The sequence below is a fragment of the Methanocalculus sp. genome (genome assembly GCF_030651615.1).
Lineage (GTDB): Archaea > Halobacteriota > Methanomicrobia > Methanomicrobiales > Methanocorpusculaceae > Methanocalculus.
The window spans coordinates 1-24,288 of the sequence record NZ_JAUSCG010000110.1; the positions used below are offsets into that span (position 1 = coordinate 1).

Sequence of the window (24,288 nt, forward strand, 5' to 3'; positions counted from 1 at the left end):
GCCCGAGGATCTGTTCATGTTTTGGGTTCACCGGATAGAGGGCGCCCGGAAATGAGAGGAGATTACGTGTGATCGTGTACCCTATCTTACTCTGATCAGGAGTAGATCCGACAACCGCAATCGCATTTGGATTCAGCATAGAGCTCGTCAGTGGCCGGCACTTCTGTTCCATTGAAACCCTCTCTTCTCCTGCGACAAACCTTGCATCAACTGCTATCGATCCCTTTTCATACAGGATCAGGGGATTAATATCAAACTCAGTGAACTCCGGGTGATCAAGGAAGAGGTTTGCTGCTCCTTTCATCACGGAGACGAGTGCCTCCTCATCACGGGGTGGTTCATCCCTGAACCCCTGGATCAGGTGGTATCCCCTGATCTCCCGGATCATCGATCTGATCTCAGTCTCCGGAACCGGCAGCACCCGGACAGCAGTATCCCTGAGTATCTCGACAAGTTTCCCTCCGAGACCAAATGTTATCGTCTTGCCAAAGGCGGGATCGGTCGTTCCGCCGATCAAAAGCTCTAGACCCGCCTGTGCCTCCTCTTCGATCCGCACACCCGTGATACCGGCATCAGGCCGGAGATCCCTGACTCTGGCGATCAGATCAACATATGCCCTTCTCAGACCCTCTTCATCCCGGATTCCAAGTACCACTCCTGAGACATCGCTCTTATGAATGATATCCGGGGAATCTATCTTCAGGACAACCGGGTAGCCGATACGATGAACGATATCGACTGCCTCCTCTTCAGTCGTTGCCAGCTCCTCCTTTGGAACCCGGATACCACAATCGCGAAGGAGCGTATATGCATCCCGGCCAGATGTAACCCTCTCTGTCATACCTAACCGCACTATGTCGGCAAGGCTTTTTACCTTATCCCGAAGAGATGCCAGAGTATCAATGTTTGTCGTGCTTGAGATCCTGATCCTTCTTGCAGTTGCCAAGGTAGCAGGAGAACTTCTGGAGCGGATCGGATATCCGGCACTTGTCGGTGAGATCACCGCAGGTATCATCCTTGGCCCTTCGATCCTCGGGATCATCGAGCTGAATGAGGTGATAACAGCACTTGGAGATCTCGGCCTGATCGTCCTCCTCTTCCTCTCAGGAATCCAGACCGACCTGCAAAACCTCGCATCTGCAGAGAAAGCCGGAACGGCAACAGCACTCTGTGGGGTAATTGTCCCCCTCCTCTCCGGTGTGGCTCTTGGCTACCTCACCGGGATGGATATGATCACATCCGTCTTCCTTGGGATTGCCCTTGCAATCACTTCGATTGGAATCTCGGTCCGGGCACTTGTTGATGAACATGCCCTGGCAACACCAATTGGAAGCATCATCATCACAAGCGCTGTTATCGACGACCTGATCGGCATCATCCTGCTTGCTATCCTCTCGGCGTTTGCCCTTGGAGGAGGGCTTGTATCGGTTGCCGGCACGGCAATCTTCGGCATCCTCTTCATCATCATTATGGTGACCGTTGGCCGTCGCATCCTCGGTCGCTGTTATGCAATAATTCGGCGGAATGCCTCCCATGAGACCGCCTATTCGGCAAGTCTGCTCATTGCATTTGCCTCTGCTGCGGTAAGCCAGATCATCGGGCTTCACCTTGCCATCGGTGCGTTCTTTGCCGGTCTTGCATTAAGTGACCGGATTCGTCCTGACAGATCCATAGAAGGGAGCCTCTCTGATCTGGGTACAGGATTTCTCGTCACCATCTTCTTTGGATCAATCGGGCTCTCACTTGCACTATCGGCAGACACCCTTCTTGATCCCCTCCTCCTCCCTCTCATTCTGGTTGCATTCCTCGGAAAGATCATCGGCGGATATCTCGGCTCAAGGCCCTTCCTCCCTGATAATCGAAGTGCTCTCATCGTTGGGATCGGGCTCTGTCCGCGTGGAGAGGTGGCGCTTGTCGTTGCAACGATTGCACTCACCGCCGGGATCATCACAGGTGCCCTCTATGCCACGGTGACGGTTATGGTGATAGCAACGGTCATGATCTCACCGATCTTCTTCAGGATGGGTTTCAAAGCTCTCCGACGAGCCGCAGATGTCTGATAATCCGGCAGATCTCGATCCTCCCGACCACTTTGTTCTCTGCATTGACGACGATAAGATCGCCATGACGGTTCCGCTCCATCAATTGCATCGCGTTATTGATGGAATCGTCCTGATGAATCGTGATATGTCCTCTGCTCATCACTTCACGGGCAGTTGCACCCTCTCTCTTCAGGTGGCAGGTGATGCATCGTGCCGAGCCCGATCCGAAGATCCCGACGGTCGGCATTATTGACCCGATCACATCAAGCGGGGTGACGACTCCGAGGAATGTACCATCCGGTGCGGTGACCGGAATATCTCCGCCCCCCTCTTCTGAGGCAAGTTCAATCAGATCGCGTATTGGGGTGTTTGGGGGGATGGTCCGGATGATCGGTGTCATGATCGATCGAATCGGATCTCCTCTCTCATCATCAGGTGGTGCCATATGCCTCAGATTGGCAGATAGCACCTGATCGGAAAAAAAGGTTCGTGTGAATTATCTCCGCCGTGTGACGACGAAGAGTACTCCAAACAGGGCGAGTGCCCCTACTGCTGCGATCGGGAGGGTCCCCGATGGCGTTGGTGTCGGCAGCACAGCCGTTGGAGTTAATGTTCCGACGACCTGGGCGGTCTGACCGGCGTTGACCTGAACAGTGCTGATCCAGTCACTGAAACCCTGCATCTTAAGAGAGATGGAATGGGTTCCGGGAGCGATATCAGGTACAACGACAGGTGCATACCCGCGGAAGAGATTGTCAATGTAGACCTCTGCACCAGAAGGTGCGGAATTGACGTTTACCTTGCCGACGCTCACCGGGGTGCTCTGCTGGGTCATCGTTGCGGTCACATATTTGACAGCCCCTCCGGTCACCGTTACATCAGTTGTATAGTCGTAGTAACCGGGTTTTCTGAGCATAACCGAGTGTCTTCCGGTAGAAAGGCCGATGATATCGAAGTAATCATTGGCAAGAGTTGTTCCCTGATAATTGTTATCAAGGAAGATTGATACACCGGATGGGAAAGACTGGATGGCAACAGATCCTGTATTTGGGGTGCTTGGTGAAAGAACCGCATTCACCGTTGATGTCTGGCCGGAATAGATCTGAACATTCGATGTATATACCTGGTACCCGGCTTTTCTGAATTCGACGGTGTGGGATCCGACATATAAGTTCCCGACTGTCATAGGAGCGTAACCGCGGTATGATCCATCTACATAGACATCAGCGCCGGAAGGACTCGAGGTGACCGCAAGGTATCCTGTGGCTGGCTGGTTCGGAGTCAACGTAGCATAGACCTGTGTCGTCTGGCCCGAGTACGCGGTATAGACCGCTGACCATGATTCATATCCTGAATACTCGATCTGTACGCGGTGTGTTGTTCCGGCAGTTACCATCGTGGTGAGTGGTGTTGTTCCGGAATAGTGTCCATCTATCCGGACAGTAGCTCCGGATGGTGAGGATGTAATGGCAAAGTACCCGTTTGAGACAGGTGTCGGTGTTGGTGCTATCGGTTCAAGCACTGCATGGATATATTCGGTCTGACCTGCACCGGGATTTGGGGCAGTCGTTGAGAATGTCTTATATCCTGAGAGCGAAACGACGATCTGCTGGCCTGGAGTCGAGGTACTGTACACCTTGATATCAACAGGTGTGGTCCCTTCATACTGGCCACCATAATTAACCGAGGCCCCACTTGGGCTTGAAGTGACCTGTATGATTCCAACATCGCCACCAATCTGGGCGGTGGCGGGGGCTGCTGCTGCAAGAAACAGAAGTGCAAGGGCAGCAATAATAATTGAACGTGTTAACAGCATGGGATATCCCGATATACGAAATGGAATGAAGGATTATTAAGGTTTCGTATCCTCTGTTTTGGATCACTTTATAAAGGATGGGTAATGAATATACATAAAACAGACAAATAGTGCCGGGTTATCGGTGGGTAAGTAGGTGTTCAGTGTATGGATGGGTATATCGAGATCGTGGAATTTGAGCTTGGGGGAGAGCATTATGCACTTGATATACACCTTGTCCGTGAGATCGTTGAGATGAAACCGATCACCGAGATCCCACGCACTCCGCCTTATATCAAAGGGATTATGAATCTCCGTGGTGAGATCACAACGATCCTCTCTTTAAATCATCTCCTTTCAATACCTGACATCTCAGATGGAGGACGAAAGATCATCGTACTTGTCCCGGAAGCCTCTCAGGGATCAAACGTCGGTATGATCGTTGATGATGTCCATTCCGTAATGCATGTTTTGGAATCAAATATTGATCTCTCTCGTGAGGGATATGGCGACGAAGTTGCCAATTACCTCCGTGGCATCATCAAGATACGAAAAGAAGGGACTGAAGAGGAGGAGACTGCAAGACTCGTCCTCTGGCTCGATATGAAGCGTCTCCTTGAGAACTTTTTTGCAAATGCCCAGCGGACCTAACGCCTGACCATCAGGGCGATGAGAAGTCCTGCTCCAATAAGAGCGACGATCCATCCTGATGCCTCAGTCGTCGGAGGTATCGTCTCTGTTGGTACGGGTGTCCGGGTTGCAACCGGAATGAGTGTTCTCTCGATTGTCGTCGTACTGCCCCCATAGATGGTGGCGATCATCGAGAAGGGATTATACCCATCATGGCTGATCGATATCTCATAGGTGCCGATCGGGAGTGAGATTCCAAGTGGCGTTTCACCTTTATACTCGCCATCAACCTCGACCCTGGCTCCGTACGGCTCGACCGTCACCTGGAGGGATCCGGTCTCCTGCCTGACGGTGATTGTTCCGGTCATAAGCGTCGCCGGAATGGTCTTATATGTGGCACCCTGCAGGTTACTCCGGTCTCGCGGCTCGGTGACGGCAAAGATCGTATATGATCCGGCATCAAGTCCAATACCACCGGTATTCCATTTGTACTCCCAGTGACCTGCGGAAGAGACCTTTGCGGTTGAAAATTGGCCCGCTGAGGCAAGAAGTCCGGGGTTATGCAGGGCAACCCCGTCTTTATCGAGGTTTGGTCCTGTCATGAAGAGATAGATCATGTCTGCTCCGGGGGCTGATCCGGAAATCGGGACCGTTTCACCAAGTACTGCCTCAAGAGCGCCTGCGCCCGGAAGGAGGAGTGCGATGATCAGAAGCATTGCAACGAGAATTCGGTACATATGATGAAGTATATCTCTTCCCTGATAATGCTGTTTCCCTTCTTGCGGGAGGGATCAGGGTGGCTGGACCATACCCGATGAGATCCTCTCTTCCTGAGAGTGTAAGCCCTTCACGAACAAGGGTCTCATTCTCCGGATCCATAAACCTGAGAAGTGCCCGCTGGATCTGCCGCTCCCGACCAAGAGGAACATGCACACGTTCCCCGGTCTCCGGGTCGATGCCGGTATGGTACATCGTCGTTGACCGTGTCATCGGTGTCGGGGTGAAGTCCTGTACCTGTTCTGGTGCAAGCCCCGTCTGCCTGATATAAAGTGCAAGATCGATCATATCAGAAATGGTACATCCGGGGTGTGATGAGATCCAGTAGGGGATCAGGTACTGCCTCCCTTTACCTTCAGGCTGTATCTCATTGAAACGTCTTCTGAAAGTCTCAAAAACAGTATTATCCGGTTTATTCATCAACCGCAGCACCTGTGGGCTGATATGCTCGGGTGCAACCTTCAGCTGTCCGGAGACATGGTTTGTAACAAGCTCATCAATATACCCTGATCGGTCAGCAAGAGCAAGATCGAACCGGACACCTGATCCGCAGAAGATATGCTTCACTCCCGGAATCTTCCACAGACGCCTGAGGAGTGAGACGAGGGGTGCATGATCGGTGGATAAGGATGGGCAATCCGGTCCGCACTGTCGATCCGGGCAGACTCCTGATCTGATCCATTTTGGGCAGGAGAGGCCGTACATGTTTGCAGAAGGCCCTCCAACATCCTGGATCGTCCCTTTGAACGATCTCATACTGCTGATACGTTCAACCTCTGAGACGATCGACTCTTCACTCCGGCTTGAGACTATCCTGCCCTGATGATGGGTGAGTGCACAGAAAGCACAGTTTCCAAAACAACCCCTGTGACTGACTATCGAGAAGCGTACCGGCTCAAGTGCAGGGATATGCTCCTTATACGAAGGATGAGCTGATCGGGTGAATGGATGGTTATAGATGGCATCGAGCTCCCCGGTCGTCGGCGGGGTTGCAGGTGGGTTCTGAATGACCACCGTCTTTGGATGCGGCTGTACAACAGTTCTCCCACGAACGGGATCCTGTTCATGTGCATGCAGTGCAAATGCTTCTGCATACCGGACCGGATCGGTCTTCACTTCGGTATAGTCCGGAAGAATGACCATCCCATCACGGTTGTGCGTTCTCCATCCGGCAACCGGCATCGTCCAGCAGGTGCCGGGAATGTCGCAGAGCGATCTGATCGGCTCTCCTGCACTCATCCGGTCAGCGATAATCCGGAGAGTCCGTTCCCCCATTCCGTAGACGAGGAGATCGGCCGGTGCATCAGCAAGGACAGACTGCCGAACACTATCAGACCAGTAGTCATAATGGGCAAAACGCCGGAGGCTTGCCTCGATTCCGCCGATCACAATCCCGGTTCCGAGTGAAAGCGATCTGAGTTTATTCGTATAGACGATCGTTGCCCGGTCAGGCCGTTTCGGGATTCCGCCGGGTGAATAGGTATCCTTGTTCCGCCGCTTCTTATTCGGAGTGAAGGCGTTCACCATCGAGTCGACGTTTCCGGCTGAGACGGCGAAGAAGAGTCGGGGGATACCGAGGGCGAGAAAGTCCTCATCTCTTCGCCAGTCCGGCTGGGAGATGATCCCAACGGTATATCCGACTGACCAGAGGTTCCGCCCGAGGATCGCCGCGGCAAATGAGGGATGGTCAACATAGGCATCACCTGAGACGATGATGATATCAAAGGTATCGATCCCGAGTTTCTCCTTCTCCTTTGCCGTGATCGGAAGAAACAGGGGTTCCTGAATAGGGGTGCTCATGGTAGATTGCGGGGATATGATCGTTTTATACTCATCTTCTCTGTCTTACTGGTGGGATGTTGCTTCTTCGGAGTAAATATGTTCCTGAGGCTCCTCCTCTTCTCCGGCAGAGACAACCGCAGTAATAACTCCCTCCCTGTTCCGTATAAGAGTGTTATGCCATCTGATCTGTCGTAATCTTCCTGATCTATCGATAATCGGGCTTGTTTCACTTTCTGATGGTTCTATCCCCAGCTCAATGAGACGGTTGAACCGGATATGAAGGCCGTCTTGGATCTCCTCCGGAACGACTGTTTCAAACCAGTCTGCACCGATCAGCTCTTCTTCGCGGTACCCAAGCGTCGTACATCCCTTCCGGTTGATCATCTCGATTCTGCCATCTGTTCCGATGACAGCGATCAAAACGCCCGCGAGCTGTAGGTAGCTGTTTGCAAGATCACGCTCTTCCTTGAGTCTTTCTTCAGCGATGAGACGCGAAAATCCTGTTTTTGTGAGTGCAATAAGTGATTGAAGTCCTTCACGAATGTGTGCAGGTATTCTCAGGTTCTTCTGTGATGCGAGGAGAATACAGAGTCCCCTCCCCTCATCAGGGGTAACAGGAATGAGAACAAGGGATGAGAGGTCTCCTTTGAAGGCCTCGGGAATCTCTTTTTCGAAGAAGTATGCTTCTCCCTCTGTATTGATCAGAGCAGATGTATGGAATTTCAGTGGGATCAGTTCTTCTCCCAGCAGAGCGATCCTTTTCAGTTCACCCCCTCCGTTCTGACGATAAATGCCGCCCGTCTCCATCCCGGTGAGGGTGAGCATCGCTTCAAGGCAATGGGTTGATGCCTCCTGAAAAGTACCTGCCTCTTCAAAACGAAGGGCCAGATTCCGCTCACGCAGTATCCGATCGGCTGCCCGTTTCTCTTCGGTGATATCTGTAATTATACCGAGAATATAGCGCATCTTCCCGTTTGATGAGAAGATAGGTATCTTCTTTGTTCTGAGGGTTTTTTCTTCTTTCCCTTCTCCCGAAACGATCTGCCGGATAAGATCAAGTGTCTCCCCGGATCTCTCCACATCTCTTGATGTTTTCATCCAGAGGGCGGCATACTCCTCAGAGAAGATACGATCCGGCCTCTTACCTACGAGAAAATCCCTTGGTACCCCGATGAACTCCTCTGATGCACGGTTGAAGAAGACCAGTGTATGGTTCTCCAACTCTTCAACCGTTACCATATCGGGGATGTTCTCGACGATTGAGTTGAGAAATCTCTTCCATTGCCTCACCTGTTTAATGGCACGGTTCCTTTCAGTGACGTTTCTAAAAGCGCCCCGATATCCGAGAAAGAGGGGAAGACCCTCTACATCAGGAACGGTGATCGGTGTTGCAGAGAGTTCAACTGCGATCACCTCTCCATCCGGCTTTTTAAAATTGCATTCGACCAGGGGCCATGCGGCCTCTCTCCGGATAAATGGTTGAATCTCTCTCCTGAATCTCTCCCCTTCCTTTGGGTCCATAAAGTCTGTGAATCTGCGACCGATCATCTCTTCAGGGGTACTTCCACAGACTGGTCCTGAACGGGGGCTGATGTAGGTGATAGCACCGGTTCCATCGGTTGCCCAGATCACATCGCTGATATCTGATACAAGGGTTCGAAACATCTCCTCGCTCTGACGAAGTGCCTCTTCTGCCGCAATCTGTTCGGTTATCTCTTCAAGGATTACGGTTACTCCGGGGACTCCGTCATCAAAGACGGTGGGAAATATCTTCTGTCGGAAGAAGTGCTCCTCCCCTCGCCGCAATAGCCGGATCACCTCGGTTGATCCCAATTTGCCGTTTCGGTCATTCATATACTCCAGTAGTTTTGGATGAGAGAAGATCACAAGACTGGTCTTTTCAAGGTCTCTTCCGATGGTATCTTCGCGTGATGCCTTGCAGAAGGAGAGGATCTGATCGTTTGCAAGAATGATGCGGGTATATGAATCAAGCACCATTACAAGATCCGAAGATATATTGAGCATCGCACTGATCGGCACCCTCTGGGAGAGGAAGAAGACTTTTGCCTTTCCAAATGTCCGCATCTCAACCTGTCCTCCAACGAGGAGCATATCGAGATACCTGGCGGCTGTATTTCTGTTAATTCCAATCGCGTCAGCGATCTCACCAACAGACATCCCGCGCGGCCCCTTTCGGAGGAGATCGGTGATGCGGGTGACCTCGGCAGGATATGATGGCATTCTACTAGATATCGCCTGATTCGGATAAAGTCATTTCGCCATTGCACGGCGACATAACTGGCATCAATGCTTGGCAATAGGGGAAATATTTATAAAATATACTGACATTCTTTCTAATGGACAACCCGGTTCATATATGATCCCGGTATCGCCCATCCAATAGATGAAGGCGTGCGTCCTGCCTCCGATGCGGCCATCCAAAAGAATTCCAGGCAATAATTCTACCATTGGACCCGGCTACACACCTCTCAGATGATCATGACGGAGTTCTTTGATCTCATCCGGGCAAGTCACGGTCGCACCGGGGGCAGCCACCTTCACCACCAGTCAGTTATTCCTATGCCGTGCGGGCATGTACCACCCATTCTTCTCCTTCTTTTTAAAGATTCATAATCCTGAATAGTGAACGATAGCTAATGAAAAAAATGGTTGGGATGCGAAATTGTATGGAAATTAAGTTCTGTATCTTATACCCGTCCATACTTAGTCGTCCTCTGGATGAGCCGCCTGCCGATATCACTGCTGATCCGGTCCATCACCTTCGGATCGAGGTATCCGGCCTCGGCTCCTCCTGCTTCGACTGAGACATCATCGGAGAACATCGTGCCTCCAAGGTCGTCTCCACCTGAAAGGAGGGCGATCTGTGTGAGTTTAATCCCAAACTTCCCCCAGGGGATCTGGATATGGTCAAAATTGTCGAGGAAGAGGCGGGATACTGCGATCATCAGGAGATCTTCCCTGCCTGTCGCCCCCGCCGGTGCAAGTCCTTTATCATAGAGCTTTGTATTCTGATGGAGATAGGAGAGGGGGACAAGCTCGGTGAACCCCCCGGTCTCGTCCTGTATAGACCGCAGAATATCCAGATGGGTGATCCGATCCGCCGGGGTCTCGGCAGATCCATACATGATCGTGGATGTGCTTCTCATTCCTATACCATGTGCCTCTTTGATGATCCGAACCCATGTGGCTGTATCTACCTTTGCAGGGCAGATAACCTTCCTGACACTGTCAACGAGGATTTCTGCCGCGGTTCCCTGAAGGGTGCCAAGTCCTGCTGCCCTGAGCCGTTCAAGCGCATCAAGGGTGGTGACGCCGCTTCTTCCTGCAATATACGCAACTTCGTCCGGGCTTGCCGTATGGATATCGATGCCGGGTGCCTCTTCATGCACCACTCTGATAATCTCCTCATAACTATCCATCGTGTAGTCGGGGTGAACACCTGAGAGGAGGCAGATCTCAGTAATATCACGGGTGAGGGCAACCTTCACCTTCTGCCGTATCCTATCCGGATCGTCAAAGAATGCATCCGGATCGCCCTTTCTTCGTCCGAAAGCGCAGAAACCGCAGAGGTTTTTGCAGATATTGGTGATATGGATATTCTGGTTGCGGACATAGGTGACGGTATCCCCAACCCGTTCTTCACGGAGTTCGTCTGCGGCATTACAGATAGGAAAAATCTCCCGTCCGGTCGCTTTGATCAGATGAAGCCCCTCTTCAGGGGTGAGCCGGTGACCTCCAAGACAGTCATTGAGCAGTTGTCGTGTTCGTATCATTCCTGTACCTCACTTTTTTTCTCTTCTTCTGGAAGCAACGAGCTCCTGGATGATGATTATCGCGATGATGAGTACTGCAAACTCAACGAGGTGGAGCGGAAGATAACCGACGAGGGGAACCCTGAATACGGCCTTTCCGATGATCCATTCGTCTTTAATCGGTTCAATCCTCCCGATACCGGGATATGTTGTCACCTGATCAGGAACAGGGTTATTATCGCCCTGTGTGACGATGCCGCCATGAGGGTTCTCAAAGGCCAGCAGTTCGGCTGCCTCCTCGGCGGTGACCCTGATGAGTGCGCGATGGATGATCGGATGCACCTGATCATTGTCGTTTGGACGGAAGATGATCACATCGCCGGGATGCCCAAATGAGAGATGGCCCGTTTTGTTTCCTTCTTCTGTTGTCACCAATGGTCCATAACGATCAGCTGCCACAACGAAGACGAGATCTCCCACCTGCATTTCAGGGAGCATACTTCCCGATTCTATCGTTACAACTGCAGGCCAGGTTCCGGAGATGAGAAAGAGGAGGAGCGCACTTCCTCCTACGACACAGGCGACCCAGAGGAGATCACGAGCAAGCGATGCAGCGGGATGATCGCTCTTCCTGAATCTGTTGATGATAGATGGATTTTCTTCTTCAGGTGCATCAGGGATCCGTGATCTGGTCATCAGAAAGAACGTATGTTCACTGGTGTTCTTCATGGTTTCCTTTCTCTCTCTCAAATCCCCTGATTTGTGATAGGATTAGGTGAGGGTGCTATTTTATCAACTCACTCAACAGACATCTACTGATACGATTATGTCCTGTACAATCATCGTTGGTGGCTTTTTTGGTGATGAGGGAAAAGGCAAGATTGTTGCCCATATCGCTCATCAGGATCACCCGACCGTCATATCCCGTGGTGGTGTCGGTCCAAATGCCGGTCATACCGTTCTGGTAGGGAAGAAGGAGTATGGTGTCCGGATGGTTCCGTCCGGATTTGTCTACCCAAAAGCCGATCTCTGTATCGGACCTGGTGTCCTTGTTGACCCCCGGGTCTTTCTCCGTGAGGTAGCGGAGGTTGAGGTCTCAGGGAGGATCTTCATTGACGGCAGGTGCGGTGTCATCGAAGAGGAACATATCGCCCGTGATAAAGGCAGTGAACACCTTGCCAAGACGATCGGAAGCACCGGATCGGGATGCGGTCCTGCAAACTCGGATCGTGTGCTCAGGGTGGCCAGACAGGCGAAGGATCTCCCGGAACTTGCTCCATACATTATTGATGTTGCCGAGAAGGTGAATCAGGCGATCGATAATGGTGAACCTGTTCTTCTTGAAGGCACCCAGGGTTTTGGAATTTCGCTCTATTATGGAACGTATCCCTTTGTCACAAGCAAGGATACCTCAGCATCCCAGATTGCTGCAGATAATGGAGTTGGTCCGACGAAGATCGACGATGTGATCGTCGTCTTCAAGGCATTTCCGACACGTGTGGGGGAAGGTCCGTTCTCAACCGAGATGAGCCTTGACAAGTCCCATGCCCTTGGTATTCAGGAATTTGGAACCGTGACACACCGGGAGCGGAGGATAGGAACCTGGGACGGGAAGATGGCGCGCTACTCTGCAATGATCAATGGATGCACACAGGTTGCGATCACCGGTATTGACCGTGTTGATCCCACCTGTTTTGGGGCAACCAGCTATGATCAGCTCAGCCAGACCGCAAAGGATTTCATCCGGCAGGTAGAGGTGGATGTAGGTCAACCTGTAACAATCATCTCCACAGGCCCCGAACTCTCACAGATAATTGATCTGAGGAAAAAACGATGAAGCGCTGGCTTTTGGATATCCTCTGTTGTCCGGTCTGTAAAGGCGATATCGCTCTTACAGTAACCGAGGAGAATGAAGAAGAGATACTGGAAGGTGTACTTCGGTGTGATGCCTGCTCTGTGGATTATCCTGTCCACGAGGGTATTCCAAACCTCCTTCCCCCCGAATCCGAGTCCGAATAGGAGTATTCCAACCTGTATGACCGTCATTGAAGCGCATCTGAACCGCCGTGGTGTTAACACCATTGAGTTGTCGTCACGTGAGACACCTGTTGATGCAGGGAGCGATCTGGTGCTCCACCTGAAGAATCACGGAGCACCGACTCATGCAACACTCAGAACGCAGAACGGACAGGCATACACGGATTTTTTCCACGAGAACCTCTATGTGGATGGGGAGGAGGAGTTTAGAATCCCGGTCCGCGAATCTTCCGGGGATGGTGCATTTGATCTCGAATTCATCACCGGATATGGTGCCAGAACTACCAGACTCAGGGTTGTGGTGAGTAAGGCCTGTCCGATCATCCAGCCGGAGGTGATAGAGGCTCCGACAGAAGATGAGGTGATTCAGAGGAGATCCCCTCATCTCATCTCCCTCATCCCCTGTATCATCGCCTGTATTCTGTACCTCATCTGGCTATCCTTCCGTGGCGATATCCTCGCACCGGTGGATGCGTTTGTTACAGTTGCCATCGTCCTTCTCCTGCTTGCCGGGGTCGTCACCGCATGCCGCTCTCCGGGTTCGTCCTGATCGCAGCTCTTTTTCTTGATCGGGTATTTGGAGATCCCCATACTCCGTACCATCCGGTCGCTGCAATCGGCAGATTCATCGGATGGTGGGGTCGCCCGTCCGGATACCGACCCGCTCTCCAGCGTGCAGCAGGTATCATCTTCTGGATGGTGACCGTCTCACTCTTCACGCTTCCATGTATAATTGTGGAGTACTATGCACCCTGGTGGCTGTATCTCCTTGCAGGACCCTTTCTTCTGAAGTCCACGTTTGCCTGGCGATCACTTGAAGAACATGCCCTTTCAGTCGAAGAAGCACTTACAGAAGGATCAGATAAAGGCAGATCGGCAGTCTCGATGATGGTATCCCGAAATACCACCCTCCTCTCGGATGAAGAGGTTCGGTCTGCTGCATATGAGTCGGTTGCCGAGAACCTTGTTGACTCGATCATCGCACCCCTCTTCTGGTTCGCTATCCTTGGTCTTCCCGGTGCAGCACTCTATCGTGCTGCAAATACGATGGATGCGATGCTTGGATACCGGGATGAACGAGAGCGGCTCGGATGGTTTTCTGCGCGTGCTGACGATCTCCTCTCCTATATTCCGGCACGGATCACCGGATGCCTCCTGGTGATCTGGTTTACTCTTCGAAGACGTGGCAGAGAAGCAGTGATGATACTCCGCCGTGATGCGAAGAAGAGGCCCGGCTTCAATGGCGGGATCCCGATGGCCGCAATAGCCGGGGGATGTGGGATTCGGTTTGAGAAACCGGGTGGCTATCGGATCGGAGATCCAAAGCAGAGCCTGAGGCAGGGTGGAAGATGTGTTATTGCTGCTGTGAGAGGAGTGACGGTGATGGCTGCGGTTATCCTTGTAATCCTCTGGATAATGATCTCCGGCAGTTGATCTCCGGCTGCATCCGATGCATGCTGTTGGATTTGTAGGACAACTTTTTGGCATATATGAATCGTAACGCCTTTGGGCATCTCTTTTTCAGAGATAGCACAGCGGAACTATGCTTTTTCATCGAAGATGATTCGTCTGCGCCTTGGTAGTATGAATTCTGAATATTCTGCGTGGAGAATAACGCAAAGAGTATGTGATGCTATATTTTATCGGTTCTGTTGATCAATATAAAACCATGAAACTCGAAGAGCTGAAGTTTGGGACAGAACTTCTGAAGCGGGGTTTTGCATCCATGCAGAAAGGGGGCGTTATCATGGATGTTGTCTCTGCAGAGCAGGCGGTGATCGCTGAGGAAGCCGGTGCTGTTGCAGTGATGGCACTTGAACGTGTGCCAGCCGATATCAGAAAAGCCGGCGGTGTCTCCCGTATGGCTGACCCAACAAAGATCGTCGAGATTACAGAAGCGGTCTCGATCCCGGTGATGGCAAAGGTCAGGATCGGACACTTTGTTGAGGCACAGATTCTTCAGGAGCTCGGAGTCGATATGATCGATGAGTCTGAAGTGCTGACACCGGCAGATGAGGAGTTCCATGTCGATAAGAAGCTCTTCTCGGTGCCGTTTGTCTGTGGTGCTCGAAACCTTGGTGAGGCACTTCGGCGGATCAATGAGGGAGCAGCGATGATCCGAACCAAAGGCGAAGCCGGAACCGGAAATGTCGTCGAGGCGGTTCGTCATATGCGGTCGATCCAGTCTGAGATCAGAATGCTCAAAGGTATGGATCCTCAGGAACGGGCAGGATATGCACGGAAGATCGAGGCGACCGTTGAGCTCGTTGAGGATGTTGCATCCCGTGGGCGCCTCCCGGTCGTGAACTTCTCTGCCGGCGGCATCGCGACACCTGCGGATGCAGGATTAATGATGCAGCTTGGGGCAGACGGTGTCTTCGTCGGATCAGGTATCTTCAAGTCAGAGAACCCTGAGAAAATGGCAAAAGCAATCGTCGAGGCGGTTCATCACTTCAATGATGCAAAGGTGCTCGCTGAAGTGAGCCGTGGCCTTGGTGAAGCGATGCCAGGTATCGATATCCACACCCTCCGCCCGGACGAGGTGTTGCAGACCCGTGGCTGGTAGGATAGGAGTCCTTGCCCTTCAGGGCGATGTCTCAGAGCATGCCCTTGCGTTTACGCGGGCTCTTGGTGAAAAAGGGGAGGTATCTCTCTTTCGGGATGCATCCGATATCCCGACCTTCGATGGCATCGCTCTTCCCGGCGGCGAATCGACGACGATAATGCGTTTGATTCATAAGGCGGGGATGCAGAGACCCCTTCAGCAGTATGAGGGCGGGATCTTTGCCACCTGTGCAGGAATGGTCCTCCTTGCGTCAGAGGTGCAGGACGACAGCCTCTTTGAGCCGCTTGGGATCATGGATATGACGGTGAAGAGAAATGCATTTGGGCGTCAGCGTGAGTCCTTTGAGGCAGATATCGAATGCAATGGCCTCTCATCCCCCTTCCATGCAATCTTCATCCGTGCACCTGTTGCCACCCGTGTCGGGTATGGAACTGAAGTACTCGCCTCAGTTCCACAGGGGTATGTGGCAGTCAGGCATGGTCTGCATATGGCATTTGCATTTCATCCCGAATTAGGTGGGGACCTGCGGTTCCACCGGCTCTTCCTTGAACGGCTCGGCCTCTGAAGTATATCAGAGGTGTTCGAGCGCTTCTTTTCCGCTCATCCCAACCCGGATGCCGCGATCAATTGCCGGAGCATTCACCTCCTTCACCTGAGCGGAGAGGAGCTCCTCGATTGTGGTGATCGATGGCCCGGTACGTGGCTTCATCTTTGCAGCCGGAACCAAAAACCGCTCAAGGGCGGCAACATCAAACGCACCGCATCCGATCATCCCGATCTCGGTTTTGACAAAAACCAGGTGAACAGAACCTACCGGTATGACATACCCGTCGGCAGAATGGTTGCTGAGAGATATCTTTTGAGGATTCATCCGCTCAATCTTCCAGCGTTCCAAAATATGAAACGATCCGATCTGCTATCACCTTTGCCGACCCCATTGCGACGGTATCGGATCTGACATCACCCGGCAGATACCCCCTTCCGATGATATGGCCGAGATACCCATATTCATGGGTCGATAGGAATGCTTCAAGGGTTTCAAGTGCACGCGTTCCCCCTTTGTCTGCACATATGGTGATGGCGACCGCTTTTCTCCCTGCAAGCTGGCGGTCATGATAGAGTGAATATGTCCGGTCGATCAGGTTCTTCACCTGACCGGAGACATCGAAGTAGTAGGTGGGCGATCCGATAATAAGCAGATCTGCCTGGATCATCTTCTCTGCGATCCCTGACCAGTCATCTTTTTTATTAATGCACCACTTCTCTTCCTTGCACTTTTCACATCCGAGACATGGTTTAATCTCCTTTCCTGAGAGGGTGATGAACTCAGTCGGAATGCCTTTTTCAGAGATATGATTCAGCACTTCCTGAACAAGTATTGCAGTGTTCCCTGCCGCTCTCATACTTCCTGATATCCCAAGGACCTTCATAGGGGTATCCTTCGTCTGATACATCTAATACCTTCTGATCGCGGCTATAAGGCCGAGGGAGGTGAAGGATTGGACTATGCTCTCGATAGGATCAATGGATCGCAGAAAGAGGTGTGATTGACACCGGCAATCCGAACAACCGAACTTCGGGATACATAATCCCCCGACCGCATCAGCCAGCCTGCATTCATGCCGCTCCGTCGTCGCTGCTGAGACGGTTGCGATGATCCGAATTGACGGGTCCTGAAGGAGGTGATCGATATGCCAGTGGGGTTTTCTTCCGTCATGAGCTGCCAGGAGGTGACGGTTCACCCGGATAAGTCCGCCGGGCCCCTGTGCAGATCCGACATAGATGAGATACCCTTTTGGTATGGTGATCTCTCCGAGTGCTCCGACTCTGATCTCATTTCCCTCTGATTTGAGGATAAGGGTGTAAATGCCCTTATCCATGGTAGGATCGGAGGCACTGGTGGGTGGCAATGAGATGCCTCCCTGCACCCGCTGTCACCGGCCGCTCATGGCCGGGATAGAGTGACTCCACTTCAAAGGTGACGAGGCGATCAAGCGATCGTTTGAGGGCTTCTGTACTCCCTCCCGGAAAGTCGGTCCTCCCAAAAGAGCCATTGGGAAAGACTGTATCCCCGGATATGAGTGCGCGTTCCTCTTCATGATAGAGGCAGATACTCCCCCTGGTGTGGCCTGGGGTATGTAGCACGAGGAGGTCGCCTATCCGATCACCATCGGAGAGGATCTGATCGGGTACAACCATCGGTGGTCGTCCACCAAACTGGAATGAGAGGCTCTCAGCATCTGATATGAGGGCGTTTGCATCTTCACGATGGATACAGACCTCTGCACCTGTCATCGCCTTGATCTCTGCAAGATAGGCGGTATGGTCATAATGGCCATGCGTCAGAATGATCGTTTTTATCTGGTCGCGGTACCGTTCAACTGCCATTGGGAGGATACCGGCATCAATGAGTATCTCCCCGACAAGGTAGGCATTCGCCTGCCAGCCGCTCCCCGGAATCCACTTGACGGGCATGCAGAATAATAAGTTCCAAAGACAGATGGTTCTTATGCATGCACTCATCAGGCAGTGCCGCTCCGGCCTCCCACCTGAGCTGGAAGAGATCGCTTTAGCAGAAGGTCTCTCCCCCGGACGGATGGCGGATGCCATTGCCCGCGGCCATATCGTCATCCCTGCAAATCCACGGCGAACGATCCGCCCTGTTGCCATCGGGGCAGGGTGCCGCGTCAAGGTGAATGTGAATATCGGCACCTCGCAGGGGAGGTGTGATCCGGAACTTGAGATGGTGAAGGCAGAAGCTGCCATCGGAGCAGGTGCAGATGCCTTAATGGACCTGTCAACCGCCGGAGATCTCAAAGATATCCGGAGGCGTATCCTCTCTCTCCCGATTGCTGTTGGAACAGTACCGATCTATGAAGCGGTCAGGCGGGCGGGATCTGCTCAGGATCTCACCGCCGATCTCCTCTTCTCAGTAATCCGTGAGCAGTGCAGGGAGGGTGTTGACTTCATGACGCTCCATTGCGGGGTGAACCGTGATGCACTTCAGGCGCTCAACCTTGACCCCCGGGTGATGGGGGTCGTCTCCCGGGGCGGAGCGTTTCATATCGCATGGATGGTAGCAACAGGTGAAGAGAATCCGCTCTATGCCGAGTACGATTATCTCCTTGAGATCCTCGCAGAAGCGGATGTTACCCTGAGCCTTGGTGACGGGATGAGACCGGGTGCACTCATCGATAGCGGAAAACTTGCGAAGATGACTGAGTATCTGACACTTGGAAGACTCTCACATCGTGCACAGAATGCGGATGTGCAGCGGATGATCGAGGGTCCGGGTCATATGCCGATCAATGAGGTTGCCTGGAATGTGAAGGCGATCAAAGAAGTGACAGAGAATGCTCCCCTGTACCTTCTCGGCCCACTCGTCACCGATATCGCGACCGGGTACGATCATGTCGTCGGTGCTATCGGTGGGGCTATCGCCGCATCAGCCGGAGCAGATTTCCTCTGCATGGTCTCTCCGGCAGAACATCTGGCGCTCCCGAATAAAGAGGAGATCATCGAAGGAACACGGGTTGCACGGATCGCTGCCCATGTCGGAGATATCGTCCGGCGTGGTGGTGCGAGTGAGTCTCCTGAGGAGATCAGGATGGCGTATGCCCGCCGTGATCTCGACTGGGATGCTCAGTATGCCGAGATGCTCTTCCCGGAGTACGCACAGCAGATCCATGACCGTGACTCAGAACGTGAGACCTGCTCGATGTGCGGGGATCTCTGTGCAGTGAAGATGGTCCGGGATCTCTTACAAAAGAAAGAATAGTATCGGGTCAGGCGACCCCGAGAATCCGCGCGGCGAGGTGTGCGGCGTTCTCACCGCCGTCTACTGCAACACAGGCAACCGGAACGCCTTTTGGCATCTGGACGATCGAGAGGAGTGCATCAAGCCCTCCCATCAGTTTCCCCGACACAGGGACGCCGATGACTGGTTTCTTCGTCTTTGAGGCGATGACGCCGGGAAGGGCAGCGGACATCCCGGCGATACCGATAAAGACGCGGGCGTCGCTTTTTTTAATATATTCTTCGAGATCTTCCGGATCTCGGTGTGCAGAGATCACGCGTTCTTCATAGCTGATACCATATTCTGTGAGTGTTGCACAGACTTTGCGAATGATCGCTTCGTCCGACTGAGATCCGGCGATGACGGCTACGTCTACCATAGTCTTCACCATCTATTAAGAGCTTTATCTTCTTATAGTACCGACGATCAGGATGCAGAACGAACTATTGCTTATGATGCCAGGACCGGTGCCGATGCCGGAACGGGTCAGAAACGCGATGGCCCGGCAGGCGATTAACCACCGCGGCAAAGAGTTTGGGGGCGTCTACGCAGACTGCGTCAGGGTTCTCAAGGCACTCTTCGGGACAAAAAACGATCTTTTTGTCCTCTCAGGCTCAGGTACAGCCGGTATGGAAGCGGCGATCGCAAATGTCGGTCTTGACAAAAAGATCGTTTCACTCGTCAACGGCAAGTTCGGCGAGCGGCTCGCCGAGATCAGCGGCCAGTATGGTGATGTAAACACGCTTGCGTCCGAATGGGGCCATCCCCTCATGCTTGACGCCCTTGCAGAGGCACTTGAGGGTGGTGCCGAGGTGGTCACGATGGTTCATAACGAGACCTCGGCAGGTATCCTCAATCCCGCAGCGGAAGTTGGAAGGCTTGCACGAAAGCATGATGCCCTCTTTATTATGGATGGGATCACCTCGATCGGCGGCGAGCATGTTGCGGCTGACGAGTGGGGTGCTGATATTGCAATCGTCGGGTCACAGAAGTGCCTCGCCGCACCAGCCGGCCTCTCGGCGATCTCTGTGTCGGAACGGGCATGGGATCGGATCGCTGAAAAACGTCCGTATTACCTTGATCTGAAGGCATACAGAAAGTCTGCTTCCAAGAGCCCGATGGAGACACCATATACTCCGGCGGTCCCGCTCTTCTTCGCCCTCCGTGAGGCCTGCCTTATGGCTGAAGAGGAAGGGATTAACGAACGGATTGCACGGCACCGGAGGCTTGCAGATGCGGTTCGCGCCGCAGCTGATGCCTGGGGTCTCCCGCTTCTTCCGGTCTCAGACGCTCTTCATTCACCCTCAAATACGGTGACTGCGATCCGGTATCCTGATGGGATCAATGACCCGGATCTCCGTGGCGGTGTGAAGAAGATGGGTATTGAGATTGCAGGCGGTCAGGACAGGCTGAAAGGAAAGATCTTCCGGATCGGGACGATGGGTGTAACAGGCCCCTCTGAAGTGCTTGCGACGGTTGCAGCGGTTCAGGGAACCCTTGGGAAACTTGGATATATTCCGGCGGCAGATGGTGTATCAGCCGCTCTTGAGGTGCTGGTATGAAGATCGGGATCGCAGACACGACATTCTCACGGGTGAATATGGGTGCTGTGGCAATAGATGAGCTCCGTCGCCATGCAACCATTCGGATCGAGCGGTATACGGTGCCGGGGATAAAAGATCTCCCGGTTGCCTGTAAAAAGCTCTTTGAGGAACGTGGCTGTGATCTCGTGATGGCGCTTGGGATGCCGGGCGGGAAAGATAAGGATAAACTCTGCGCACATGAGGCATCCCAGGGGCTTCAGCTTGCCATGCTGATGACGAACAAACATATCATCGAGGTCTTCGTCCATGAAGACGAGGCTAAGGATGATCGCGAACTTGCGTGGCTGCTCGAACAGAGAACCCGCGAGCATGCGGTGAATGCGGTCAAGCTCCTTCTGTATCCAAAAGAGCTTGAGCGGGATGCGGGGACTGGTCAGCGTCAGGGATTCCCTGATGCCGGTCCTGCACGACAGTAGGGAGATGTTGTAGTATGACGATTAAACTCGGATTTGTCGTTGCGGAGTTCAACCGTGACATCACGTATATGATGGAGATCGAAGCAGAAGAGCATGCGAAGTTCCTTGGTGCAGAAGTGATCGAGCGGTTCTATGTGCCGGGTGCATACGATATGCCTCTTGCCATCAAGAAGATGCTGAAAGAAGGGAATGTCGATGCGGTTGTCACCATCGGTTGTGTCATTGAGGGATCGACTGGCCATGACCAGATCGTAGTTCAGCATGCGTCACGGAAGATAATCGACCTCTCGCTTGAGTACGAGAAGCCGGTGACGCTTGGGATTTCAGGACCGGGTATGACCCGGCTTGAGGCGCAGGAGCGGGTTGACTACGCCCGGAGAGCAGTTGAATCGGCGGTAAAACTCGTTCAGCGATTGGCATGAGGCAGCTCTCGAAGGCGATAGGTGCTATCACTCCGTCTGCTACGATGGCGATCGCCGATCGGGCAAAAGAGATGATCCGAAACGGGATCGATGTCATCAGCCTCTCGATAGGTGAGCCTGACTTTCCGACACCGGCACATATTACCGAGGCTGCTATTGCGGCGATGCGTCGCGGAGAGACGCATTATGCGCCTTCACGAGGGATTCCGGAACTGCTGGACGCACTCTCTGAGAAACTTGCAACTGAGAATCATATCCCGGTAACACCGGCGGATCTGATCGTCACTGCCGGTGCAAAGGATGCGATCCGGCTCCTCTGTCAGGCGGCTTTGAATCCCGGAGATGAAACGATCATCCTTGATCCGTCTTGGGTGTCATATGAGCCGTGTATCCAGATGGCAGGTGGTCGGGCGGTGCATTACCCGCTTGACGCGGAGACGTTCCAGCCCGGTGAGGATCTCGCGGACCTGATCACGGCTTCAACGAGGATGATCATCGTCAATTCACCGTCGAATCCGACGGGTTCGATCCTTTCGAGGTCGTCCCTTGGCATGATCGCGGATCTCTGCTCAGATCATGATCTCCTCGCTTTATCGGATGAGATCTATGAGAAGCTCGTCTATGATGGTGCAGAGCATATCTCGCTTGCATCGATTCATGATATGGCTGAGCGGACCGTGACGGTGAACGGATTTTCAAAAGCATACGCGATGACCGGATGGCGGCTTGGATATGCGGCAGGTCCTGCTCCGGTGATCAATTATATGAACCGAATCCAGCAGCACTCGGTCTCGCATCCGACGACCTTTGTGATGTGGGGCGGTGTTGCGGCACTCACCGGGGACCAGTCCTGTGTGGCGGATATGCGGGATGAGTTTGCCAGACGGCGTGAATATGTCATCTCCCGTCTCAGAAAGGCGGGATACGCCTGTGCCCCCCCTGACGGTGCGTTCTATGCGTTTGCACGGGTTGGTGGAGATGATGTCGCTGTTGCGTCCGAGTGGCTTGAAGAGCGGCATGTCGCGGTGACACCGGGATCGGCATTCGGGGCGCCAGGGTGGGTCCGGATGAGCTATGCGACATCGATGGAGCGACTTGAAGAGGCGATTGCGAGGGTGTGTGGGGAGTAACCCTCTCTTTTCGGGGTGAGTTATTTTTTCTCATCCCAGGTTAATCAGAAAACGAACAATGCCATCTCCCCATGAAAAGACCCGCATCGCCGGGATCGCTATCGCAAGCAACACCTTCCTCGTCATCCTGAAGCTTGCAATCGGTCTTGCAACCGGATCTGTTGCTATCCTCTCAGATGCCGTCCATTCAGCAACGGATATCATCGCATCTTCGATTGCGTACTTTGCTGTCCGAACGTCCGCACACCCGCCAGATGATCAGCATACCTTTGGGCATGGCAAGTTTGAATCCCTTTCAGGACTCATCGAAGCGGTGCTCATCCTTCTTGTCGCACTCTTCATCATCTATGAGGCGGCAACCGCCCTCATCAGTGGCGAGAGTACCCTTGACCCCGACCTCCTCGGCCTCGGAATGATTGCAGTCGGCGTCTCAGCCCTCTCAAATACACTCATCTCGCACAGGATGATGAAGATCGCCAGACGCACCGAGTCGATCGCACTTGAGAGCGATGCCTGGCACCTCAGGACAGATGTCTATACCTCAGTCGGCGTCTTTGCAGGTCTTATCCTGATTCACCTCACCGGGATACTCATCATTGATGCGATAATCGCACTTGGTGTCGGCCTTGTGATCATCAGAACCGGGATCAACCTCGTAAGGAGATCCCTTGGAGACCTTCTCGATACGAGGCTCCCTGAAGATGAAGTCGGGAGGATACGGGAGATCCTGATCGCCCACTGTACAGAGTACGTGAATTTTCATGGTCTCAGAACCAGACGATCAGGGCCTGAGCGGTTCATCGAGTTTCATGTGATGTTTGATCAGGATGTCCTCCTCAGCACCGCACACGATCTCGCCGACCACCTTGAAGCCGACCTGAAGCTTGAATTTCCAAGGAGTTATGTCACCATCCATATGGAGCCCTGTCATGAGGCATGTGATGAATGTGGGGTACTTGTCTGTCCTGCGAGGAGAAATTGAACTCTCTATTCATGAGTAAACCAGGCAGGAGACCCGCGACTTACGTCGAGGGAAGTTGACCTGATGCGATACGCTTCTTGATGGTGAGGATATTCTTTCCATTTCTCCGGGCATAGCTGACAGAGTCTGTCACCTCTCTGATCAGATAGATGCCAAGACCTCCCACCCTGCGCTCCCCGACATCTGATGTGATATCCGGTGGTGGAAGGGCGAGTGGATCAAAGGGCCGGCCTGAATCGGTTAAGGTGATGGTTATGAGACCCTGATCAGACGTGATCGCGATCTCCATCACTCCGTCATCCGAATCATAGGCATACAATGCAATGTTTGTAAAGATTTCATCAGCTGCAAGATGGAGGTCAAAGCACTCTTCCGCTCCTGCACCCGCCTCTTTGAGTGCCGATTCCAGATAATCCACCACCAGGGGGAGTTCATCTATCTTCGCTCCAAACGTTCTGCTTGTATACATCTGTCACTCCCACCCTCTACCAGGTACGATCCGGGTAAATCTCTGTAGATTGAAATAGATACGGTAT

28 protein-coding genes are annotated in these 24,288 nt (G+C 52.9%); 14 read left to right on the forward strand and 14 right to left on the reverse strand.

What is annotated here, in order from left to right; translation table 11 throughout:
- The coding region (locus Q7V06_RS04825) for an acetate--CoA ligase family protein (protein WP_304838919.1) at positions 1-841 on the reverse strand (841 nt) is incomplete at its 3' end.
- 61 nt (positions 842-902) lie between these two features.
- Here Q7V06_RS04825 and Q7V06_RS04830 point away from each other — a divergent pair.
- On the forward strand, positions 903-2,060 hold the full coding sequence (locus Q7V06_RS04830) for a cation:proton antiporter (RefSeq protein ID WP_304838921.1): 1,158 nt from the start codon (positions 903-905) through the stop codon (positions 2,058-2,060).
- Here the strand turns inward: Q7V06_RS04830 and Q7V06_RS04835 are convergent.
- Together Q7V06_RS04835 and Q7V06_RS04840 are read right to left on the reverse strand one after the other, a co-directional pair.
- Positions 2,029-2,487: a CBS domain-containing protein gene (locus Q7V06_RS04835; protein ID WP_304838924.1), complete on the reverse strand. Its 459-nt coding sequence runs from the start codon at positions 2,485-2,487 to the stop codon at positions 2,029-2,031. The genes Q7V06_RS04830 and Q7V06_RS04835 overlap by 32 nt on opposite strands.
- A 51-nt stretch (positions 2,488-2,538) precedes the next feature.
- Complete coding sequence (locus tag Q7V06_RS04840; protein WP_304838927.1) at positions 2,539-3,858, reverse strand: PEGA domain-containing protein; 1,320 nt, start codon at positions 3,856-3,858, stop codon at positions 2,539-2,541.
- 147 nt (positions 3,859-4,005) lie between these two features.
- Here Q7V06_RS04840 and Q7V06_RS04845 point away from each other — a divergent pair, with 147 nt between their 5' ends.
- Positions 4,006-4,488 carry a chemotaxis protein CheW gene (locus Q7V06_RS04845; RefSeq protein ID WP_304838929.1) on the forward strand — a complete coding sequence of 161 codons (483 nt, stop codon included), beginning with the start codon at positions 4,006-4,008 and terminating at the stop codon, positions 4,486-4,488.
- Here Q7V06_RS04845 and Q7V06_RS04850 read toward each other — a convergent pair.
- From Q7V06_RS04850 to Q7V06_RS04870, 5 genes are all read right to left on the reverse strand, one after another.
- The gene (locus Q7V06_RS04850) at positions 4,485-5,204 is read right to left on the reverse strand and encodes a PEGA domain-containing protein (protein WP_304838932.1); all 720 of its coding nucleotides are present in this window, start codon (positions 5,202-5,204) and stop codon (positions 4,485-4,487) included. The genes Q7V06_RS04845 and Q7V06_RS04850 overlap by 4 nt on opposite strands.
- Entirely contained in the window at positions 5,137-7,044 is a 1,908-nt protein-coding gene (locus Q7V06_RS04855) for a YgiQ family radical SAM protein (RefSeq protein ID WP_304838935.1), read from the reverse strand. The genes Q7V06_RS04850 and Q7V06_RS04855 overlap by 68 nt, the downstream gene beginning before the upstream one ends.
- Positions 7,045-7,089: 45 nt before the next feature.
- Positions 7,090-9,267 (reverse strand): PAS domain S-box protein, encoded by a 2,178-nt coding sequence (locus Q7V06_RS04860; RefSeq protein ID WP_304838938.1) that lies wholly within the window; start codon positions 9,265-9,267, stop codon positions 7,090-7,092.
- A gap of 467 nt (positions 9,268-9,734) precedes the next feature.
- Positions 9,735-10,820, reverse strand: a complete 1,086-nt coding sequence (gene cofH, locus Q7V06_RS04865; protein WP_304838942.1) for a 5-amino-6-(D-ribitylamino)uracil--L-tyrosine 4-hydroxyphenyl transferase CofH — start codon at positions 10,818-10,820, stop codon at positions 9,735-9,737.
- Positions 10,821-10,829: 9 nt separating this feature from the next.
- The gene (locus tag Q7V06_RS04870; protein WP_304838945.1) at positions 10,830-11,495 is read right to left on the reverse strand and encodes a signal peptidase I; all 666 of its coding nucleotides are present in this window, start codon (positions 11,493-11,495) and stop codon (positions 10,830-10,832) included.
- A gap of 130 nt (positions 11,496-11,625) precedes the next feature.
- Between Q7V06_RS04870 and Q7V06_RS04875 the strand changes: the two genes are divergently transcribed.
- The 6 genes from Q7V06_RS04875 (at position 11,626) to pdxT (ending at position 15,967) form a co-directional block, all read left to right on the forward strand.
- The gene (locus Q7V06_RS04875; protein ID WP_304838949.1) at positions 11,626-12,636 is read left to right on the forward strand and encodes an adenylosuccinate synthetase; all 1,011 of its coding nucleotides are present in this window, start codon (positions 11,626-11,628) and stop codon (positions 12,634-12,636) included.
- Complete coding sequence (locus tag Q7V06_RS04880) at positions 12,633-12,818, forward strand: methytransferase partner Trm112 (protein ID WP_304838952.1); 186 nt, start codon at positions 12,633-12,635, stop codon at positions 12,816-12,818. The genes Q7V06_RS04875 and Q7V06_RS04880 overlap by 4 nt, the downstream gene beginning before the upstream one ends.
- A gap of 16 nt (positions 12,819-12,834) precedes the next feature.
- Positions 12,835-13,386 (forward strand): hypothetical protein, encoded by a 552-nt coding sequence (locus tag Q7V06_RS04885; RefSeq protein WP_304838955.1) that lies wholly within the window; start codon positions 12,835-12,837, stop codon positions 13,384-13,386.
- Complete coding sequence (gene cbiB / locus Q7V06_RS04890; protein WP_304838958.1) at positions 13,362-14,270, forward strand: adenosylcobinamide-phosphate synthase CbiB; 909 nt, start codon at positions 13,362-13,364, stop codon at positions 14,268-14,270. Before Q7V06_RS04885 ends, cbiB begins: the two co-directional genes overlap by 25 nt.
- A 235-nt stretch (positions 14,271-14,505) precedes the next feature.
- Positions 14,506-15,402, forward strand: coding sequence for a pyridoxal 5'-phosphate synthase lyase subunit PdxS (gene pdxS, locus Q7V06_RS04895; RefSeq protein ID WP_304838961.1), 897 nt, complete (start codon positions 14,506-14,508; stop codon positions 15,400-15,402).
- Positions 15,392-15,967 (forward strand): pyridoxal 5'-phosphate synthase glutaminase subunit PdxT, encoded by a 576-nt coding sequence (gene pdxT, locus Q7V06_RS04900; protein ID WP_304838964.1) that lies wholly within the window; start codon positions 15,392-15,394, stop codon positions 15,965-15,967. Before pdxS ends, pdxT begins: the two co-directional genes overlap by 11 nt.
- A 6-nt stretch (positions 15,968-15,973) precedes the next feature.
- Here pdxT and Q7V06_RS04905 read toward each other — a convergent pair whose 3' ends face one another.
- Genes Q7V06_RS04905 through Q7V06_RS04920 form a run of 4 tightly spaced genes read right to left on the reverse strand, consistent with a single transcriptional unit; the run spans position 15,974 to position 17,877 of the window.
- Positions 15,974-16,297, reverse strand: a complete 324-nt coding sequence (locus Q7V06_RS04905; RefSeq protein WP_304838967.1) for a YunC family protein — start codon at positions 16,295-16,297, stop codon at positions 15,974-15,976.
- Positions 16,278-16,856, reverse strand: a complete 579-nt coding sequence (locus Q7V06_RS04910; protein WP_304838970.1) for a flavodoxin family protein — start codon at positions 16,854-16,856, stop codon at positions 16,278-16,280. Before Q7V06_RS04910 ends, Q7V06_RS04905 begins: the two co-directional genes overlap by 20 nt.
- Positions 16,857-17,282 carry a DUF123 domain-containing protein gene (locus Q7V06_RS04915; RefSeq protein ID WP_304838974.1) on the reverse strand — a complete coding sequence of 142 codons (426 nt, stop codon included), beginning with the start codon at positions 17,280-17,282 and terminating at the stop codon, positions 16,857-16,859.
- Positions 17,275-17,877 carry an MBL fold metallo-hydrolase gene (locus Q7V06_RS04920; RefSeq protein WP_304838977.1) on the reverse strand — a complete coding sequence of 201 codons (603 nt, stop codon included), beginning with the start codon at positions 17,875-17,877 and terminating at the stop codon, positions 17,275-17,277. The genes Q7V06_RS04915 and Q7V06_RS04920 overlap by 8 nt, the downstream gene beginning before the upstream one ends.
- Between Q7V06_RS04920 and thiC the strand changes: the two genes are divergently transcribed.
- Entirely contained in the window at positions 17,876-19,180 is a 1,305-nt protein-coding gene (gene thiC, locus Q7V06_RS04925; protein WP_304838980.1) for a phosphomethylpyrimidine synthase ThiC, read from the forward strand. The genes Q7V06_RS04920 and thiC overlap by 2 nt on opposite strands.
- 7 nt (positions 19,181-19,187) lie before the next feature.
- Here the strand turns inward: thiC and purE are convergent, their stop codons facing one another.
- Positions 19,188-19,577 carry a 5-(carboxyamino)imidazole ribonucleotide mutase gene (gene purE / locus Q7V06_RS04930; RefSeq protein ID WP_304838983.1) on the reverse strand — a complete coding sequence of 130 codons (390 nt, stop codon included), beginning with the start codon at positions 19,575-19,577 and terminating at the stop codon, positions 19,188-19,190.
- A 52-nt stretch (positions 19,578-19,629) separates the two neighbouring features.
- Here purE and Q7V06_RS04935 point away from each other — a divergent pair, with 52 nt between their 5' ends.
- Genes Q7V06_RS04935 through Q7V06_RS04955 form a run of 5 tightly spaced genes read left to right on the forward strand, consistent with a single transcriptional unit; the run spans position 19,630 to position 23,752 of the window.
- Positions 19,630-20,760 (forward strand): alanine--glyoxylate aminotransferase family protein, encoded by a 1,131-nt coding sequence (locus tag Q7V06_RS04935; protein WP_304838985.1) that lies wholly within the window; start codon positions 19,630-19,632, stop codon positions 20,758-20,760.
- Positions 20,757-21,218 carry a riboflavin synthase gene (gene ribC / locus Q7V06_RS04940; protein WP_304838988.1) on the forward strand — a complete coding sequence of 154 codons (462 nt, stop codon included), beginning with the start codon at positions 20,757-20,759 and terminating at the stop codon, positions 21,216-21,218. The genes Q7V06_RS04935 and ribC overlap by 4 nt, the downstream gene beginning before the upstream one ends.
- Positions 21,219-21,232: 14 nt before the next feature.
- Entirely contained in the window at positions 21,233-21,640 is a 408-nt protein-coding gene (gene ribH / locus Q7V06_RS04945) for a 6,7-dimethyl-8-ribityllumazine synthase (RefSeq protein WP_304838991.1), read from the forward strand.
- Entirely contained in the window at positions 21,637-22,770 is a 1,134-nt protein-coding gene (locus tag Q7V06_RS04950) for a pyridoxal phosphate-dependent aminotransferase (RefSeq protein ID WP_304838993.1), read from the forward strand. The genes ribH and Q7V06_RS04950 overlap by 4 nt, the downstream gene beginning before the upstream one ends.
- A gap of 58 nt (positions 22,771-22,828) precedes the next feature.
- Positions 22,829-23,752 (forward strand): cation diffusion facilitator family transporter, encoded by a 924-nt coding sequence (locus tag Q7V06_RS04955; RefSeq protein WP_304838995.1) that lies wholly within the window; start codon positions 22,829-22,831, stop codon positions 23,750-23,752.
- A gap of 40 nt (positions 23,753-23,792) precedes the next feature.
- Here the strand turns inward: Q7V06_RS04955 and Q7V06_RS04960 are convergent, their stop codons facing one another.
- Entirely contained in the window at positions 23,793-24,221 is a 429-nt protein-coding gene (locus Q7V06_RS04960) for an ATP-binding protein (RefSeq protein WP_304838998.1), read from the reverse strand.
- Between the last annotated feature and the right edge of the window lie 67 nt (positions 24,222-24,288).

What these genes read in the sequence shown, in the direction of transcription:
- Q7V06_RS04830 (WP_304838921.1), top strand. Translation starts at nt 903, where the DNA reads ATGTTTGTCGTGCTTGAGATCCTGATCCTTCTTGCAGTTGCCAAGGTA.
- Q7V06_RS04835 (WP_304838924.1), bottom strand. Translation starts at nt 2,487, where the DNA reads ATGGCACCACCTGATGATGAGAGAGGAGATCCGATTCGATCGATCATG.
- Q7V06_RS04840 (WP_304838927.1), bottom strand. Translation starts at nt 3,858, where the DNA reads ATGCTGTTAACACGTTCAATTATTATTGCTGCCCTTGCACTTCTGTTT.
- Q7V06_RS04845 (WP_304838929.1), top strand. Translation starts at nt 4,006, where the DNA reads ATGGATGGGTATATCGAGATCGTGGAATTTGAGCTTGGGGGAGAGCAT.
- Q7V06_RS04850 (WP_304838932.1), bottom strand. Translation starts at nt 5,204, where the DNA reads ATGTACCGAATTCTCGTTGCAATGCTTCTGATCATCGCACTCCTCCTT.
- Q7V06_RS04855 (WP_304838935.1), bottom strand. Translation starts at nt 7,044, where the DNA reads ATGAGCACCCCTATTCAGGAACCCCTGTTTCTTCCGATCACGGCAAAG.
- Q7V06_RS04860 (WP_304838938.1), bottom strand. Translation starts at nt 9,267, where the DNA reads ATGCCATCATATCCTGCCGAGGTCACCCGCATCACCGATCTCCTCCGA.
- cofH (WP_304838942.1), bottom strand. Translation starts at nt 10,820, where the DNA reads ATGATACGAACACGACAACTGCTCAATGACTGTCTTGGAGGTCACCGG.
- Q7V06_RS04870 (WP_304838945.1), bottom strand. Translation starts at nt 11,495, where the DNA reads ATGACCAGATCACGGATCCCTGATGCACCTGAAGAAGAAAATCCATCT.
- Q7V06_RS04875 (WP_304838949.1), top strand. Translation starts at nt 11,626, where the DNA reads ATGTCCTGTACAATCATCGTTGGTGGCTTTTTTGGTGATGAGGGAAAA.
- Q7V06_RS04880 (WP_304838952.1), top strand. Translation starts at nt 12,633, where the DNA reads ATGAAGCGCTGGCTTTTGGATATCCTCTGTTGTCCGGTCTGTAAAGGC.
- Q7V06_RS04885 (WP_304838955.1), top strand. Translation starts at nt 12,835, where the DNA reads ATGACCGTCATTGAAGCGCATCTGAACCGCCGTGGTGTTAACACCATT.
- cbiB (WP_304838958.1), top strand. Translation starts at nt 13,362, where the DNA reads ATGCCGCTCTCCGGGTTCGTCCTGATCGCAGCTCTTTTTCTTGATCGG.
- pdxS (WP_304838961.1), top strand. Translation starts at nt 14,506, where the DNA reads ATGAAACTCGAAGAGCTGAAGTTTGGGACAGAACTTCTGAAGCGGGGT.
- Q7V06_RS04910 (WP_304838970.1), bottom strand. Translation starts at nt 16,856, where the DNA reads ATGTATCAGACGAAGGATACCCCTATGAAGGTCCTTGGGATATCAGGA.
- Q7V06_RS04915 (WP_304838974.1), bottom strand. Translation starts at nt 17,282, where the DNA reads ATGGATAAGGGCATTTACACCCTTATCCTCAAATCAGAGGGAAATGAG.
- thiC (WP_304838980.1), top strand. Translation starts at nt 17,876, where the DNA reads ATGCAGAATAATAAGTTCCAAAGACAGATGGTTCTTATGCATGCACTC.
- Q7V06_RS04920 (WP_304838977.1), bottom strand. Translation starts at nt 17,877, where the DNA reads ATGCCCGTCAAGTGGATTCCGGGGAGCGGCTGGCAGGCGAATGCCTAC.
- purE (WP_304838983.1), bottom strand. Translation starts at nt 19,577, where the DNA reads ATGGTAGACGTAGCCGTCATCGCCGGATCTCAGTCGGACGAAGCGATC.
- Q7V06_RS04935 (WP_304838985.1), top strand. Translation starts at nt 19,630, where the DNA reads ATGCAGAACGAACTATTGCTTATGATGCCAGGACCGGTGCCGATGCCG.
- ribC (WP_304838988.1), top strand. Translation starts at nt 20,757, where the DNA reads ATGAAGATCGGGATCGCAGACACGACATTCTCACGGGTGAATATGGGT.
- ribH (WP_304838991.1), top strand. Translation starts at nt 21,233, where the DNA reads ATGACGATTAAACTCGGATTTGTCGTTGCGGAGTTCAACCGTGACATC.
- Q7V06_RS04950 (WP_304838993.1), top strand. Translation starts at nt 21,637, where the DNA reads ATGAGGCAGCTCTCGAAGGCGATAGGTGCTATCACTCCGTCTGCTACG.
- Q7V06_RS04955 (WP_304838995.1), top strand. Translation starts at nt 22,829, where the DNA reads ATGCCATCTCCCCATGAAAAGACCCGCATCGCCGGGATCGCTATCGCA.
- Q7V06_RS04960 (WP_304838998.1), bottom strand. Translation starts at nt 24,221, where the DNA reads ATGTATACAAGCAGAACGTTTGGAGCGAAGATAGATGAACTCCCCCTG.